The following is a 14,390-nucleotide window of genomic DNA, read 5'->3' on the forward strand; positions in this document are numbered from 1 at the left end:
AGTGAGTGCTATATGTTTCACAAAAGCACTTTTTTGATTTCCAAAAAAGTGCTTTTTTCGTTTTAAGACCATACCATGGTTATCTAAAGACGGGCTTAAGCGAATGAGCTTACAGCATGCATAAATGGTCTACACTTAGTGAACTAAGATGACCTGTGTGACGGTGTAGGATGATTGATAGCCCTTGTATTAGACAGTGTTGCCTTAATGAGCAAGATATTTGCCTAGGTTGCTTTCGTTCTTTAAAAGAGATTTTAGCCTGGTCAGCCGCGTCGCAAAACGAGAAACAAGATACGCTCAACTGTATTGCAGAGCGTAGGGCACAAGCAGATCACAGGGAGATTCATAGCATCTTTATATCATCCAAGAAGACCTGACTGACGTATCTAAGATAAGTCTTTAATATAAGGGGGAGACTATGTTTTCTTTTTTTAAATCTAACCCGCAAAAAGCGCTCAATAAAGAGTATGAGAAACTACTGGAAAAAGCGATGCAGGCCCAACGAGCAGGGGATATTAAGCGTTATGCAGAGCTAACAGCACAAGCCGAAATGGTAAAAGCAAAGCGAGATATGGAAGCTTCCTAGCGTTTTGCGCAGGCTAACAGGCAGAATAAAGACGAAAAAACGATGTGCAGTAGCACATCGCTTTTTACATTTTACCGGATTTTCAGGTTAGCGAATCAAACTCAAACTCTCTTCGGCAAAACCTGTTCCGGCTTCGGTATAGAAGTTAAAGACATTATCTATACCGCTATTTATCAGGATTTCGCGTTCATCTTGATAGCGTGCTATAGCGGCAATTTGGCCTGTGTAATTGGCTTTACGTAACTGCACCGCCACATTAGTAGTGTCTTCTGTTGCAGGTAATGCTAATAACACTAAATGAATGCTTGACGTATCAAGACGCTCCCAAAGGTCAGCATCTTCCCCATCGCCATAAAATACGTTCTCTTGGGCAGCTTGCATTTGCGTAATACGATTGCGATCTGCGTCCATCCCAGCGACGGTTGTTCCCACTAGACCTTTTAATGACTCAAAGGCGCCGCGTCCTACGCGTCCTAATCCGACCACTAAGATTTCCGTATCAACAGGTTGAACAAAAACATCTTCAGGTAAGCAGGTAGGGTGTTCAAAGCGACGAATGGTCTCTTTGTTTTTACGGTATAAGCGATGGACATTGCGATACAGCAAACTGGTCACGATAAAAGAGAAGGATACTGCTAAGGCTAACACCACAAGCCATTCTTTCGCGAGCCAACCATTGGCCACACTAAGAGCAACGACAATCAAGCCAAATTCACTGTAATTCGATAACACAATAGAGGACAAGAATGCGGTACGGCCACGTAATTTCAGCTTAGTAAATAAGGCAAAAAACAGAGCGAACTTTAGCAGAATAACCACGGAAATAAGTAGGCTAACCATGACCATATTAAGGGTTGGCAACGCGGTAAAACCGATGGACAAGAAAAAGCCGATAAGGAACAGATCCTTGAAGTTCATTAGCGCTTTATTCATTTCCGCCGCTTTACTGTGTGAAGCGAGTAAAATGCCGAAAATGAGTGCCCCTAGGTCGCCTTTCACGCCTACAAGGTAAAACAGTTCATAACCACCGAGTGCCAGAAAAAGTCCAGTAAGCGGGAGCATTTCACCGTGACCAGCTTTATCGACGATTTTATTAAACACAGGGCGAATTAATATTAAGCCAAACAATGCCAACGCCCAGAGCGAAGGGATTTTTCCGGTGGCAAATACTAAAAAGACAACCGCAACTATGTCTTGCATGACCAAAATGCCTAAGGCTAATTGTCCATGACGAGTTTTTAATTCACTGCTCTCCTCAAGTAGCTTGACGATACAAACTGTACTAGAAAAACTAAGAGCAAAACCAAGCAGTGCCGCGGTTTTGAAATCCAATATATCAAAGAAAGGAAGACTTAAGCTGCCTAATAATAAGCAGACAGCCATCAGTAGTAAGGACCACAAACTCATATGACCAAGGGTGGAGGCCCAGACTTCGCGCTTTAATAAATCTCTCACATGGAGCTTTAAGCCAATGCAAAATAGCATCAAGGTAATACCAAGGTTCGCTAAAGAGTCTAGAGTGCTACTGGGTTGCATACCAAAAGCATTTAGTAAAAAGCCGGCTAACAAAAAGCCAATAAGCGGTGGTAAATTAATGAGTTTCACGGCAAGGCCGCAAACAAAAGCAAATAATATCCAAATAAATTCCATGTAATCCTTCTAATTCTCTAAAAACCGTTAGCGTGCCAAAGTACACTCACTGTGGTGCTGATTATGATACGAAATTCACACTTAAAGGACATTAGGAATATTGCGCTTGAGGCGCTTTTTTCGCGCATGATCTACGCTTTTATCCGCCTTTTTCTAAACCTATGATCAAGTATGTCGATTAATGAAGCCGCCTATTCTGTTGTGTGTTTGATGCTCAATAATAAGTCGTCTTTTTTATATTGGTTGGCATATCTTGTTGGCTAATTAGGTGTGAAAGAAAGGTATAGACGCGTACACTGCGCTTTTTATGACTTTGAATTAGGAACAAGAATGTCGACCCCTGAAACTTCCCCTTTAAACTCATTGGCAAAACGCTTGCCAGAAAAAGAGTTTATTGCGCTGTTTGCTTTAATGATGTCATTGACGGCATTGAGTATGGATGCAGTGTTGCCGGCTTTTCCTGATATCACCCAAGCTTTTTTGGTGACAGATTATCACCAGACCCAATGGATAGTGACTGGGTTAGTATTTGGTATGGTATTTGGTGAGATTATTTTTGGTCCTTTATCAGACGCTATTGGGCGCCGTAAAACGATTTTAATTGGTGTGGGTATTTATGCCTTAGGCACTGTTATGGCAATGACAGCCCAAAGTTTGCCTATGTTGTTATTGGGACGAGTAGTGCAAGGCATCGGTGTAGCAGGTCCTAAAATTGCGTCTAGAGCGTTAATCCGAGACCTTTATAAAGGCGCTGCGATGGCAAGAATCATGTCTTATGTGATGGTGATTTTTATTTTAGTGCCTATGTTAGCGCCCTGGTTTGGTCAAAAGGTGATGTTGTTAGGCGGTTGGCGTTGGATTTTTGTTGCTTTTTTAGTGCAAGCGACCATCGCAACCTTATGGTTTGTCTTACGTCAGGGGGAAACGTTAGCGAAACAGCAGCGTCAGCCTTTTCGACCATCGCGTTTAATACGAGATGCGCGAAATATTTTTCAGCGTATTGATGTTGTGTGCTATATCGCAATCACAGGGTGTGTGTTCAGCGGCATGCTGTTGTATTTGAGTATTGCGCAGTCTATTTTTCAAGATATTTACGGCACTGGAGAGGATTTTCCACTTTATTTTGCGTTACTGTCTTGTGGTGCAGGGGTTGCGTCTTTTACCAATGGCAACATAGTCATGCGTCTAGGTATGGCGCTGTTGGTGAAAGCGGCTCTGATTTTGTTAGCGACAACCTCTGTGGTAATGCTGACAAGTGCGTTGGTTCATCAGGGGGTGCCGCCTTTATGGCTATTCTTAACATTAGGGGTCTTGGTGTTTTTTTGCCAAGGTCTGTTGTTTGGTAATATTAACGCCATGGCGATGGAGCCATTGGGCCGCACCGCAGGGCTTGGCGCAGCCATCGTCTCGGCATCGTCAAGCTTGATTGGAGTAATGCTCTCTTCTCTGGTTGGCTTATTTTACGCCGACTCTGTTACACCATTGGCGTGTGGTTTTTTGATTTTCTCTTCTACCAGTTTGGTGCTATTGCACATTGCCAAGCGCTTTCCCTCTGAGAAATAGCGCTCGGCAAATTGCACTTTAGCCATCTATAAGCCGCGTATTTTAAGGCTGCATCATGGTTTTAAATAGGCAAATTTCGATATCACGAACTTGTTTTGAAAATCACGTATAATCGAAACTCTTTATTTTTACATGTATTAAACATACCCATTTATGACTTCAAACTCAGCTAAACCATCTCTCGCCCGCGAACTCTTCACCATGACTTGGCCCATGTTATTTGGCATCTTGTCATTTATGAGTTTTCAGTTAGTAGACAGCGCGTTTATAGGCCAATTAGGCGTGCTTCCATTGGCAGCACAGGGCTTTACATTACCTATTCAAATGATAGTGATTGGTTTGCAAGTCGGTCTAGGGATTGCGACAACCGCGATGATCTCTAGGGCATTAGGCGCTGAAAAAGTTCGTTACGCCAAGCAGTTAGGTGGGTTGGTGTTAATGATTGGCAGCGTTGGCTTGGCCTTTTTCACTGTGCTGATTTGGTTATTGCGACACCCTATATTAGCCTTGTTAAGCGCTCCAGAATCGGTGTATCCCGTGATTGACAGTTATTGGCCCCATTGGTTGCTAAGTGCTTGGATCGGTGCCTTAATCTATTTTTTTTACAGCATCTGTCGTTCTAATGGTAACACCATGTTGCCAGGTGTCATGATGATAGTAACTAGTTTGTTAAACCTCGCGCTGGATCCTATTTTTATCTTTACCTTAGGGTTAGGTTTGAATGGGGCGGCTATTGCCACGACTTTATCTTTTGTCCTTGGTTTGTTGATCGTTGCACCGCTTGTGACTCGTCGGCATTGGCTAAGTTTTGACTGGAAAGACCTGAAAATAACGCAAAGTCTCTCTGATATTGGTCATATTATGGGGCCCGCTATGGTGAGTCAGTTGCTGCCTCCTGTATCGTCTATGCTTGCCACGAAATTGATTGCTGGCTTTGGTACGGCGGCGGTCGCGTCTTGGGCGTTGGGTTCGCGTTATGAATTTTTCTCTATTGTTGCTGTGTTAGCACTGACTATGTCCATGCCACCGTTTGTTGGACGTTTGTTAGGAGCGGGTAGAATGGAGGACATTCGTTATATTGTGAAAGTGGCCTGCCGCTTTGTGTTGTTATTTCAGCTATTAATCGCCGTGGTGACTTTGTTGGTTGCCAGTGGTTTAGCCAGTTTGATGACCAGTGAGCCAGAAGTACAACAGATTCTTCGTTGGCACCTGATGGTGGTGCCGATCAGTTTAGGGCCGCTTGGTGTTTGTATGTTGATGGTGTCGATTTCTAATGCTTTAGGTAAATCCTATACCGCATTGGTTATTTCAGCTTTGCGCCTGTTTGCTTTCTTTTTGCCTTGTCTCTGGCTTGGCGCGGAGATAGCTGAGCTGAAGGGACTTTTTGCTGGGGTATTGGCAGGTAATTTACTGGCAGGGATTGCTTCTTGGTATATCTATTGTCGCGCACTGAGGATGCTAGAAAAAGCATAAATTGGTTGTTGCTCACTGATGAGTCTGTTTTTACACAACGCCATTTGATAGAGGCTATCAAGTGGCGTTGTTGGTTTTATCCCTTCAATGTGAACAAAAGTCATTTTGGGAGAGGCGCTTTACCCGGTGAATAGAGCATATTTCGCAAATATGAAGCTCCTTGCACAATTGTTTAGTTGAAAACGTATTTGAGAATGAATACCATTTGTTTTATTAGTCATTCTCTTATTTGGAGTTCAACGTGGAAAATTCAGTACAGCAGCAGATTGTTGATTTTTTGCAGGTCGGTGGACCTGTAGTATGGATCTTAATGGGGTTCTCTGTTGTTGCCTTGACGATTGTTTTAATGAAACTGTGGCAGTTTGCTTCGTTGCGTGCAGAAAGTCGTAAAACGGTTGATAAAGCGTTGCAAGCATGGCGTCAGCAAAACTCAAATCAGGCACTAGAGTTATTGGATGAAACACGTCCTGTTGATTCGTTGGTGGGTTTTTCGATTCGTTCACTACAATCCGGTCAGATGGAAGTAGACCGTATTCGTGAAGAAGTAGAACGACTGGCAATGAACAAACTGAATCAACTACGTTCGTATTTCCGCCCGCTAGAAATCATTGCTTCCTTAAGCCCACTATTAGGTCTGTTAGGAACCGTGCTCGGTATGATTACCGCATTCCAGCAAATGGAGGGGGCAGGCAGTCAAGTGGATCCTTCTGTGTTGTCTGGCGGTATCTGGCAGGCACTATTAACCACGGCAGTGGGTTTGGCTGTTGCTATTCCCGTTGTGACTATGCACAGCTGGTTAGAGCGTAAGGTAGAGCGTATTTCTCATATGGTGAATGACGCAGTGACACAAGTCTTCACTTGCAAAGAAGCAGAGCGCTTAGTGGCTAAGGCTGCGAAAGAGGTTTTACATGCCGCTTAACTTAAGTCAGCCGAAGCGTAAAACTGCGATCAGCCTGACTCCGTTAATAGACATTGTTTTCATCCTACTTTTGTTCTTTATGCTGACCTCAAGCTTTGTCCCTTGGCGTACAGTGGATACGCCATTAGCGGTACCTGCAGACACCCCAGTAGACAGTAAAGACAATGATATTGTGCTATTAACCCTTAAGCAGAATAATCAGATGGTGTGGCTAGAAGGCCAAGCCTACGCTTTATCCGATACAGCATGGTTTAAAACGCTAGTAGCAGAGCATAAGAAAGGCACTTTTGCAGTTAAGGCAGAAGATGGGGTAAACCTACAAAGTGTCATGAGCTTGGCTGATCGTTTAAAAGAAAGTGGTGCGAAGACCGTGTCTATTGCGAACGCGTTTTCCAGCAAGGATAAATAATGAAAATAGCGGATAAGTTTGCGGCTAAGAATAAAGCCGATGACGACAACATGGTGCCATTGATCAATGTCGTTTTTCTTATGTTGGTGTTTTTTATGGTAGCAGGCCAAATTCGCAAAGCTGACCCTATTCCTGTGATTCCGCCGAGCTCTATTAATGATAACAAAGCAGCAACAGACCCTAATGTGCTGATTGTAGTGGGTGAGAATAAGCAGATTTATTTAGATGATAAATTGGTTACGCTGGACGCCATAAAACCCGCTTTAGAAAGTCAGTTTAAGCAGGCGCAAGACAAAGATAAATTTTGGGTACAAATCAAAGCAGATGGGCTAACTCCTGTGGATAGGCTAAGACCTATTTTTAGTGAAATTCGAGCCTCTGGACTGACCAAAGTGAGTTTAGCGACACAATTAGAAAGAGGTCAGCAATGATCTCAAAGCGTCATTGGGTAATAGCAGGGGTTGCGGCACTTTCGATGCATGCAGCAGGGTTTTATGTTGTTTTTCATCAGCCGGTAGAAGGCAGTAAGGGGGCCGGTGCACAAGGCATTGAGTTTGACCTTGGAATGATGGGAGATATGGGCTCTGCGGCGCAAAATACGCTTGCTCAGCAAGAAAAAGTTGAGCCGAAAAAAAACCTAGAAGAACCCCCTAAAAAGGAACCAGAAAAAGTTGTTCCAAAGAAGCCCGAGCCGAAACCGATTAAAAAGCCGGTAGAGAAAAAAGCAGAGCCCAAACCCGTCAAAAAGGCAGAACCAAAGCCAGTCGAGAAAAAGCCCACACCGGTTGAAAAAGCCGTGATCAAAGCTAAGCCGCCTGTTGTCGTCAAGCAAACATCGCCCGTAGTCGTGGCTAAAGTTGAGCCTAAACCAGAGCCTAAACCAGAGCCTAAGCCAGAACCTAAAGTTGAGCCTAAGCCAGAACCCGTCGCGGCAGAAGCAACAAGCTCAACGGCCGATGCGCAACCGACTCAATCTCAGCAAGTGGCGAGTAGCACTCCTCAGAAACAAGGGCCAAAGTCACAGGCCAGCCAAAAAGCCACAACAGGCAGCGCTAACGCGGCCAGCACGGGTGGGAACCCAGGAGCAAAAGCGAAGTATTTTACTCAGCTTGCTACCGCATTAGCACAGAACAAGCGCTATCCTCGAGCCTCTCGACGCAGAAATGAAGAAGGTGTCGTGACATTAGCCTTTACCGTTTATGCTGATGGTGATGTATCTGATGCGAAGATAGTGAAAAGCTCGGGCCATCGTCGGCTCGATAAGGCGGTTATGAAAATGCTAAGACGTGCCGTTCCTCTGCCAGCCTTTACCAAGGATATGACAGAAAAAGAGTTAAAGATTACACTACCTGTGTCTTTTAAATTGAGTGATTATTAAGCCCTATCACCACTAAACAGTACAATCCTCAAAACACAGTATGAACATATGGCGCCTTTATTCAGTAAAGGCGCCATTTTTATTGCCTGAAGTGGCTCAGCAGCAACAACAGGTGAATATTACGGCTCTGATAGGGCGTTTACAGTATTAGGCAATAACAGCCATATTTTACCAAAATGCTTGAGTTGCCCCGCATGAACATGGGCTTCATCTCCAATGCCTTGATACCAATCGATATGCCCAGGCCCTTTTATTGCGCCGCCTTTATCTTGCGCGAGTAGCAGGCGAAATTCGTGACCGATGAGGTTACCTTGTTGATCAAGTTTAGGCATTTCTCCCAATAGAATTGAGCCAAGAGGGATCACCTTAGGGTCGACGGCAACCGAATAAAGTGGTGTAAGAGGTACGTTTGCTGCACCGACAGGCGCAGACAGTCCTTCACTGAAAAACAAATAGCTTGGGTTCTGTGACAGCGTTTCTCGCACTTTATCTGGATGCTCTTTTAGCCAGCGTTTGATGCTTTGTGCGGAAATATCAGCCCGATCTATTTCACCATTTTCAATGAGGATCTTACCAAGGCTGCGATACGGCCAACCATTAACTCCACCCCAAGAGAGCAACTCTCTTGAGCCATCTTCATACTGCACCACACCTGAACCTTGCACATGTAAGAAGAAATTATCGACTAGGTCCGCGCTGTAGGCGATTTCCAACCCTTGGCCTTGTAGCGCATTTTCAAAATCAATCTGCTCACGATTAGGAAACTTGCCGTTGGCGTCTCGTGTTAATGGTTTACGATAAAGAGGGTAGCGATATACCGCATCCGGAGTGTGCCGGACGGGAATCACTGGCACATAATAGCCCGTGATCTGCACGTTGCCTCGGTAGTCTTGGCCTGCAAGTTGCAATGCTGTTAAGTGTGGGGTGTAGCTAGGCTGTTTAAGCCATTGTTCGACCTCATTGGTGACTTGTTTGAGTTGTGTAACACTGACCTGAGTATCTTGTAAGGCATAGGTTTGCTCAGACAGTTTATTTAGGTAGCGTTGCTGTTGTTCTAGACCGATTTGAAAACTGGCATCAGGGTAGGGCAAACCAGGAGGAAGGCTTTCCTTTAAATATAGGCTTTCTCGTTTTAGCCCGTTCTTATCTAAACCGTTATTTTCAAAGTCATTGGAGGAGTCGACTTCAAACTGGCTACAGGCTGTTAATGATAAAAATGACAATAAGCTAAGGGTGGTAAGCAGTGACTTGGCTTTACTTTTGCTGGGTGTGGCACAGGGTAAAATGCATCTGATCATAAGCGTCTTGTCTCTTGAACGTTATAAATAATAAGCAGCTATTAATATGTGGTCGCTGCGAGTGCTATTTATCTTGAGTGCTAGACTAAGGTAACGCAATGCTTAGGGACTGAATTTACACTTTATGAAAGCCTTACTGACAGCTAAAACATAAGGCATTCATAGGCCTGACGTAAGGAAATAAAGCGTTCTGTGTCTCCGCCGTGATCTGGGTGGGCATAATGAGCCAGTTTGCGATATTGGCGCTTTATTTCTGCTTTAGTGGGAGATTTTTGGTTTAATTGCAGCGTTTCTAGGGCAGCCTCTCGATCGCCTGTGAGATAGATTCCTTGGTAAAAGCTGTTTAGCAAGCGCGACACTTCTTGTTCATCGGTCTTTTCGTATTCGTTCCAGTCGAGATAATAGGCTGCAAGCTTTGCTTCTACACTATTGTTTACTTCGTTGCTGCTCGAAGAGGGAACTTGTTTTGTGGAGAGGATTCTAATATGGGTAGCACTTATTGAGAGGGTGAGGGACTCTTCTTGCCATAAGCTTGTTTGTAACTGGTAGAGAGCGTTCATGATTAAAAAGTGTTGCCGGAACAGTTGCAGGTTGATATCTACTGCAATGTCTTGCAACTCTGGAAGCTGCTGCTTAAGTGTCTTAAGGATCTCAAATTCACCAACACCTTCTGGATGTTCCCTTAAGATATGTAATATAGGGCCAATTAATGGGTTTCTCATAATTTGTTTCTTCCCTGTGAAAACACGTAAAGTGTAGATGAGTGAGCCCAAAAGGGTCAAAGTCATTGTGTTCAATGGCGCTTATTTTGTTATTACTAAACGGTGCGTTATGTTGTGGATACTGGGTATTTTACTGTTTTTAGTTCTGTTTTGTGGACCGCATTTATGGGTGAAGTTCACCTTACAGCGTTACGCCAAAAAGCGCGACGATTTGCCGGGTTCTGGCGGCGAATTAGCCGAGCACCTGATTCGCCGCTTTGAGTTGCATGAAGTGTCGGTAGAAACCACCCAAGAAGGGCAGGATCATTTTGATATACAGCAACATAAAGTTCGTCTAAGCCCTAGTGTGTTTAATGGTCAATCGCTGACTGCGGTGGCCGTCGCGAGTCATGAAGTGGGCCATGCCATTGCCCATGAGCGCCAAGAAGGGATTGCCCGCTTGCGAATGCGTTATTTACCTAAAGCGGTGTTTCTACAACGTCTCGCCGCAGGTTTATTGATTGGCTGGCCTTTGCTGTCGATCTTATTACATATTCCATATGCGGTAGTGATCCATGCGCTGGTCGTGGGGATATCTGGGTTGTTAGCGGTTTTTGTGCAACTTGCCATTTTGCCTGAAGAGTGGGATGCCAGTTTCCATAAAGCTTTACCAATTCTAGCGGAAGGCGACTATTTGCCGAAAGAAGATTTACCTAAAGTGAAGCGCATTTTGTTCGCTTGTGCGATGACATACGTGTCGGCTGCTTTATTAAAAATGCTGTTTGTATGGCGTTGGTTTAAACGTTAACTAGGCTCCATTGATGGCGCACCATATCGTGATTCCTGCACGATATGGTGCCAGACAAACCATCAACTAATGGCTTTAGCCCAGCTGCCAAAAGGTTGCTTTTCAAAGGCCATATTACCGTTTTCATCTTGGTAAATATTAATCCACGCTTGCCAGTTCTTATGGTCAATCTCTGGGTAATCTAAACGATAGTGACTGCAGCGGCTTTCTTTTCTCATGATTGACGCTTTAAGCTTCATTTCTGCCGTGATAATCATGTTTTCGGTTTCGTGCGCCAGTCGCAGCTTATGTAAGTCATTGGCAATTAGCATGGGTACATGATGCTCTTTAAGTTCTTCTACATAAGCTAATGCCGCTTGAAGCAGACGCTCTTTTTTGATGTAGAGAACAAAGTTAGGGATCATGATACCTTGCAGCACTTGTGTTACCCAGGCAGGGCTATAGCCGCGCTTACGTTTTAGTGGCGCAAATATCTCCTGTTCAATTTCCCTTAGACGGTCTGCATTAACGCTTACAGAAGGCGTGTTTTGGCTGGCTTGTGCTGCGGCTTCACCGGCAATGGCGCCTTGCACCGCCGAACCTGCAAGGGAGGAGCCTATTTGAGCATAAATACCACCAGACATGTGTGAGCCGAGCGCATCCCCCGCCGCATAGAGGCCAGGGATGGTACTAAGTCCTGTTTCATTGATTGGGGTTAAGCCTTCTGATTTATGAATCGCCATACCAGCGCTTGAACCACCAACCTGCTCTCCGCCCATACCAGGAGGGGGGCCACCGCCCGGCTTTTTACCAGAAAATAGCGCTAGAATCCCTCCTTCTTTTTGCGGTGGCGGTGGCGGTGGCGCTGATCGCTGTCTAAAGGCAGCAGGAACAAAAGGGCCTCCTTTGGCCTGTGCCATTTGGGCTTGCTGCTGGCTATTTTTACCCGGCGGTCCCATAGGCGGCCCCATGGTAATAGGAGGGCCTATTTTGTAGGCTTGATAGTTAATATCGACGCCCAGATCATGATGTATATCAGCCCCTGTAATACTAGGTTTTTCTTCAACTTGCCCGTGCCAGTTGTCATAACTCGAGCCCGAGTTTTTGGCAGAACCCGGGTGGCCGTCATTCCATTCTTTTCCGGTCACTTTGGCGCCAATTTTATACGCCATAATGGTGCCATCATGGGTTAGATCACACACGGGAAAACCGCTGGGTTTGAAACCACCGGAGCCGGAACATAGCACCACAGTTTTGGCCTTGAAATGAATCAGATTAGGTTTGTCTAAGCTGAAACCAGAAGCGCCGACCACTCGGCCATTTTCTTTGATTAAGTGGGTGATCATGACCCTTTGGTGAAGCGGAATAGCGCGTTCATTAATCGGGCGAGAGAAGGATTCGTTATAAAGGGGGGAATCAAAGAAGCCCCATTCTTTAAGTTCTTCGACCCGTGCTTTGGAGTGCTCCGCAAGTTGACGCGTAAAGACAGGATTATTGGACTGAATGGCCGACTCTGAGACTTTGGCAACAAATTGGTCAATGCTCATGTTACTGGTATTTTTATCGTAGCTAAAAATACCTTTAGCAAAAGGGGTCAGCCCCGAACTGCCTAATCGGCCTTTCGATACCATGGTGACTTTGGCTCCGGCATCATGGGCTTTTACCGCGGCAAATAATCCTGCCATGCCACTACCAATGACGAGTACATCGCTTTCTATGTGTTTGACTGAGAAGGTGCTGGGTGGCAGTGGCGTGTCGTTGCTGATTGGCGGCTTGTTAAAATCCATCTGATTAAAAACATAAGCACCAGCGGCCGCGGCGCCAAGTACTCCTCCTGCGGTACCAATAAACTGGCGCCGTGACAGGCCTTTGTTGTCTGAATCACTCATCTATCACCTCCAAGAAACCATCACAGGAATGGATTTTTCTGGAGTAATGGTAATGGCGCCTACCGGACAATATAGCCGGCATAAATGGCAGATTTGGCAATCTTCAGGGTACTTAATGACGGCCTTTTGAGTGGCTTCATCGAGCTTTATAACATCGGTCGGGCAGCTTTCAATGCAAGCGTTACAGCCGATACAACCGGAAATTTGATGAATAGGCATTAATGTATTCCTACTAAAATGAAAGTTGTTCGAAATAGATATTTCGCGCGGCGATGGGAAAATCCTTCAGCGCATAGCGAATGTTTTTTACGGCGACGGCGGAGCCGCATAAATACACAGAACTGGTCTCAACTGGAACGTCTTGCAGGGCGTTTTGTAAGCAGGTTTTGTCAATAAAACCCTGATAGTAAATAGGAGAAGTTGATGGTAAATAACAGACAAAACGGGTTTTAAAGTCCTCCATGTTTTGTTCGAAGTGGGCAAGCTCATCGCAAAATAACATCTGAGAGAAAGTACGGTTACTGTAGATGAGGCGAACTGGGCGCGGCTCATTGGACTCAGCAAGCGTACGTAACAGGCCGATTATCGGCGCGATGCCAATGCCACTAGCAATCAAAATGATGGCATTGCTGGTGTCATTCGTGGCAAGCGTCATATTGCCGTAGGGACCATCGACGAAAACAGCTTGTCCTGGTTGTAGCTGATCAAGAGACCTTGTGTAGTCACCTAGCTCTCTCACTACAAAAGACAACTCAGGTAGTGATCTTGGGGTAGAGGCGATAGAAAATGGATGGTAGTCCAGACGATAGGCGTCTTTTTGAGTACTCAGCCAAACAAATTGTCCTGCTTGAAAGGTAAAGTCAGACTGGGCTCTTATCGTGATTAACCAATCATTAAAGTTGGCTTTTTCTCGACTCACCAAGGTAAAAGCGTGCTTACTCAAATGGCGAGGTTTTAGCGTATAGCCATAGACGGTAAACGCCAGAGATAAGCCGCAAGCTAGCCACCAAGCTTGATTGATATGCGGGCCAAACTGACCATGGCTACCAACTTGTGTGATGTGCCAAGTGGCGAGTATTAAAATCGCCATAAAACCGGCAGTATGCAGCAGCTTCCATTTTGCATAACTCAGTGGAAACTTATTTTTATAAATGGAAAAAAGCACCCAGGCTGCCAGTAATACCCAAGCAATAATTCCTGTTAATAAGCGTGGGGCGGTAATGGATTCAATAATCGAAAGACTTAGATCTGCGCCAGACAAAAACCACTTTGGTAATAAGATCAATGCTGGGTGGAGGAAGAAAAATGCCCCAATCCATTTTCCCATACGTTTATGTTGTTGCATGTTCCAATCAATGCGAGAGAACAATTTTGCCCGCTTAAGCCTGGCGGCTAGAGGGAATTGCAGCATCATGGAAACCATCATTATTAGGTTTAAAAAACTCAATATTCCGACATAAAGTCCTTTGTTATCCATAGGTAAAATGGCTAAAAAAACATAGGGTATCACCACTAAAAAACAAATTTGTAGTATTAACCAGCCTTGTGTTGGATAGGCTTTTTGTTTTATAAACTGCGACCAAGACGCCAAGATCCGACTTGCTAACATGCTTGTCATGAGCACACCTAAACGTGAAATATTCCCTACTACCATAGCGCTGAAAATTGTGTTGAATATGGAGAAAAGTGAAAGTTTTACAAGCTCAAAGAACACTGGAAATTGCGTTAAAATACGTT

Annotated in this window: 15 protein-coding genes; 9 read left to right on the forward strand and 6 right to left on the reverse strand. The window is 44.8% G+C overall.

The window, feature by feature from the left end; genetic code table 11:
• The first annotated feature begins 170 nt into the window (after positions 1-170).
• Together DFP81_RS12865 and DFP81_RS12870 are read left to right on the forward strand one after the other, a co-directional pair.
• Positions 171-377 (forward strand): DUF1289 domain-containing protein, encoded by a 207-nt coding sequence (locus DFP81_RS12865; RefSeq protein ID WP_115898306.1) that lies wholly within the window; start codon positions 171-173, stop codon positions 375-377.
• Between the two features lie 41 nt (positions 378-418).
• The gene (locus tag DFP81_RS12870; protein WP_115898307.1) at positions 419-586 is read left to right on the forward strand and encodes a DUF6435 family protein; all 168 of its coding nucleotides are present in this window, start codon (positions 419-421) and stop codon (positions 584-586) included.
• A gap of 87 nt (positions 587-673) precedes the next feature.
• Here the strand turns inward: DFP81_RS12870 and DFP81_RS12875 are convergent, their stop codons facing one another.
• A complete protein-coding gene (locus DFP81_RS12875) occupies positions 674-2,236 on the reverse strand; it encodes a cation:proton antiporter family protein (protein ID WP_115898308.1) in 1,563 nt (520 codons plus the stop codon).
• Between the two features lie 330 nt (positions 2,237-2,566).
• Between DFP81_RS12875 and DFP81_RS12880 the strand changes: the two genes are divergently transcribed.
• From DFP81_RS12880 to DFP81_RS12905, 6 genes are all read left to right on the forward strand, one after another.
• Positions 2,567-3,799 (forward strand): multidrug effflux MFS transporter, encoded by a 1,233-nt coding sequence (locus DFP81_RS12880; RefSeq protein ID WP_115898309.1) that lies wholly within the window; start codon positions 2,567-2,569, stop codon positions 3,797-3,799.
• Between the two features lie 213 nt (positions 3,800-4,012).
• Positions 4,013-5,272, forward strand: a complete 1,260-nt coding sequence (locus DFP81_RS12885) for an MATE family efflux transporter (RefSeq protein WP_281272038.1) — start codon at positions 4,013-4,015, stop codon at positions 5,270-5,272.
• A gap of 241 nt (positions 5,273-5,513) precedes the next feature.
• Positions 5,514-6,191, forward strand: coding sequence for a MotA/TolQ/ExbB proton channel family protein (locus DFP81_RS12890; RefSeq protein ID WP_245959159.1), 678 nt, complete (start codon positions 5,514-5,516; stop codon positions 6,189-6,191).
• Positions 6,181-6,600 carry an ExbD/TolR family protein gene (locus DFP81_RS12895; protein WP_115898311.1) on the forward strand — a complete coding sequence of 140 codons (420 nt, stop codon included), beginning with the start codon at positions 6,181-6,183 and terminating at the stop codon, positions 6,598-6,600. The genes DFP81_RS12890 and DFP81_RS12895 overlap by 11 nt, the downstream gene beginning before the upstream one ends.
• Positions 6,600-7,031 carry an ExbD/TolR family protein gene (locus tag DFP81_RS12900; protein WP_115898312.1) on the forward strand — a complete coding sequence of 144 codons (432 nt, stop codon included), beginning with the start codon at positions 6,600-6,602 and terminating at the stop codon, positions 7,029-7,031. Before DFP81_RS12895 ends, DFP81_RS12900 begins: the two co-directional genes overlap by 1 nt.
• The gene (locus DFP81_RS12905) at positions 7,028-7,978 is read left to right on the forward strand and encodes an energy transducer TonB (RefSeq protein ID WP_115898313.1); all 951 of its coding nucleotides are present in this window, start codon (positions 7,028-7,030) and stop codon (positions 7,976-7,978) included. Before DFP81_RS12900 ends, DFP81_RS12905 begins: the two co-directional genes overlap by 4 nt.
• Positions 7,979-8,097: 119 nt before the next feature.
• On the opposite strand, the gene mltA is transcribed toward DFP81_RS12905, so the two are convergent.
• Together mltA and DFP81_RS12915 are read right to left on the reverse strand one after the other, a co-directional pair.
• The gene (gene mltA, locus DFP81_RS12910; protein WP_115898314.1) at positions 8,098-9,276 is read right to left on the reverse strand and encodes a murein transglycosylase A; all 1,179 of its coding nucleotides are present in this window, start codon (positions 9,274-9,276) and stop codon (positions 8,098-8,100) included.
• Between the two features lie 143 nt (positions 9,277-9,419).
• Positions 9,420-9,998 (reverse strand): DNA-J related domain-containing protein, encoded by a 579-nt coding sequence (locus tag DFP81_RS12915; RefSeq protein WP_115898315.1) that lies wholly within the window; start codon positions 9,996-9,998, stop codon positions 9,420-9,422.
• Positions 9,999-10,107: 109 nt separating this feature from the next.
• On the opposite strand from DFP81_RS12915, the gene DFP81_RS12920 reads away from it, so the two are divergent.
• A complete protein-coding gene (locus DFP81_RS12920; RefSeq protein ID WP_115898401.1) occupies positions 10,108-10,785 on the forward strand; it encodes a zinc metallopeptidase in 678 nt (225 codons plus the stop codon).
• Positions 10,786-10,847: 62 nt separating this feature from the next.
• On the opposite strand, the gene DFP81_RS12925 is transcribed toward DFP81_RS12920, so the two are convergent.
• From DFP81_RS12925 to DFP81_RS12935, 3 genes are read right to left on the reverse strand one after another with little or no spacing between them, the layout of a single operon-like run.
• Complete coding sequence (locus DFP81_RS12925; protein ID WP_115898316.1) at positions 10,848-12,653, reverse strand: FAD-dependent oxidoreductase; 1,806 nt, start codon at positions 12,651-12,653, stop codon at positions 10,848-10,850.
• A 3-nt stretch (positions 12,654-12,656) separates the two neighbouring features.
• Positions 12,657-12,872, reverse strand: coding sequence for a 4Fe-4S dicluster domain-containing protein (locus DFP81_RS12930; RefSeq protein ID WP_115898317.1), 216 nt, complete (start codon positions 12,870-12,872; stop codon positions 12,657-12,659).
• Between the two features lie 13 nt (positions 12,873-12,885).
• The gene (locus DFP81_RS12935; protein WP_181903092.1) at positions 12,886-14,271 is read right to left on the reverse strand and encodes a ferredoxin reductase family protein; all 1,386 of its coding nucleotides are present in this window, start codon (positions 14,269-14,271) and stop codon (positions 12,886-12,888) included.
• Positions 14,272-14,390: the final 119 nt, after the last annotated feature.

It is taken from the genome of Marinomonas pollencensis, from assembly GCF_003387375.1.
In the GTDB taxonomy this organism is placed as follows: Bacteria; Pseudomonadota; Gammaproteobacteria; order Pseudomonadales; family Marinomonadaceae; genus Marinomonas; species Marinomonas pollencensis.

Excerpts from the sequence above, each read along its gene's own strand:
- DFP81_RS12865 (WP_115898306.1), top strand. The coding sequence starts at position 171 with ATGATTGATAGCCCTTGTATTAGACAGTGTTGCCTTAATGAGCAAGAT.
- DFP81_RS12870 (WP_115898307.1), top strand. The coding sequence starts at position 419 with ATGTTTTCTTTTTTTAAATCTAACCCGCAAAAAGCGCTCAATAAAGAG.
- DFP81_RS12875 (WP_115898308.1), bottom strand. The coding sequence starts at position 2,236 with ATGGAATTTATTTGGATATTATTTGCTTTTGTTTGCGGCCTTGCCGTG.
- DFP81_RS12880 (WP_115898309.1), top strand. The coding sequence starts at position 2,567 with ATGTCGACCCCTGAAACTTCCCCTTTAAACTCATTGGCAAAACGCTTG.
- DFP81_RS12885 (WP_281272038.1), top strand. The coding sequence starts at position 4,013 with ATGTTATTTGGCATCTTGTCATTTATGAGTTTTCAGTTAGTAGACAGC.
- DFP81_RS12895 (WP_115898311.1), top strand. The coding sequence starts at position 6,181 with ATGCCGCTTAACTTAAGTCAGCCGAAGCGTAAAACTGCGATCAGCCTG.
- DFP81_RS12900 (WP_115898312.1), top strand. The coding sequence starts at position 6,600 with ATGAAAATAGCGGATAAGTTTGCGGCTAAGAATAAAGCCGATGACGAC.
- DFP81_RS12905 (WP_115898313.1), top strand. The coding sequence starts at position 7,028 with ATGATCTCAAAGCGTCATTGGGTAATAGCAGGGGTTGCGGCACTTTCG.
- mltA (WP_115898314.1), bottom strand. The coding sequence starts at position 9,276 with ATGATCAGATGCATTTTACCCTGTGCCACACCCAGCAAAAGTAAAGCC.
- DFP81_RS12915 (WP_115898315.1), bottom strand. The coding sequence starts at position 9,998 with ATGAGAAACCCATTAATTGGCCCTATATTACATATCTTAAGGGAACAT.
- DFP81_RS12920 (WP_115898401.1), top strand. The coding sequence starts at position 10,108 with ATGTTGTGGATACTGGGTATTTTACTGTTTTTAGTTCTGTTTTGTGGA.
- DFP81_RS12925 (WP_115898316.1), bottom strand. The coding sequence starts at position 12,653 with ATGAGTGATTCAGACAACAAAGGCCTGTCACGGCGCCAGTTTATTGGT.
- DFP81_RS12930 (WP_115898317.1), bottom strand. The coding sequence starts at position 12,872 with ATGCCTATTCATCAAATTTCCGGTTGTATCGGCTGTAACGCTTGCATT.
- DFP81_RS12935 (WP_181903092.1), bottom strand. The coding sequence starts at position 14,271 with ATGACAAGCATGTTAGCAAGTCGGATCTTGGCGTCTTGGTCGCAGTTT.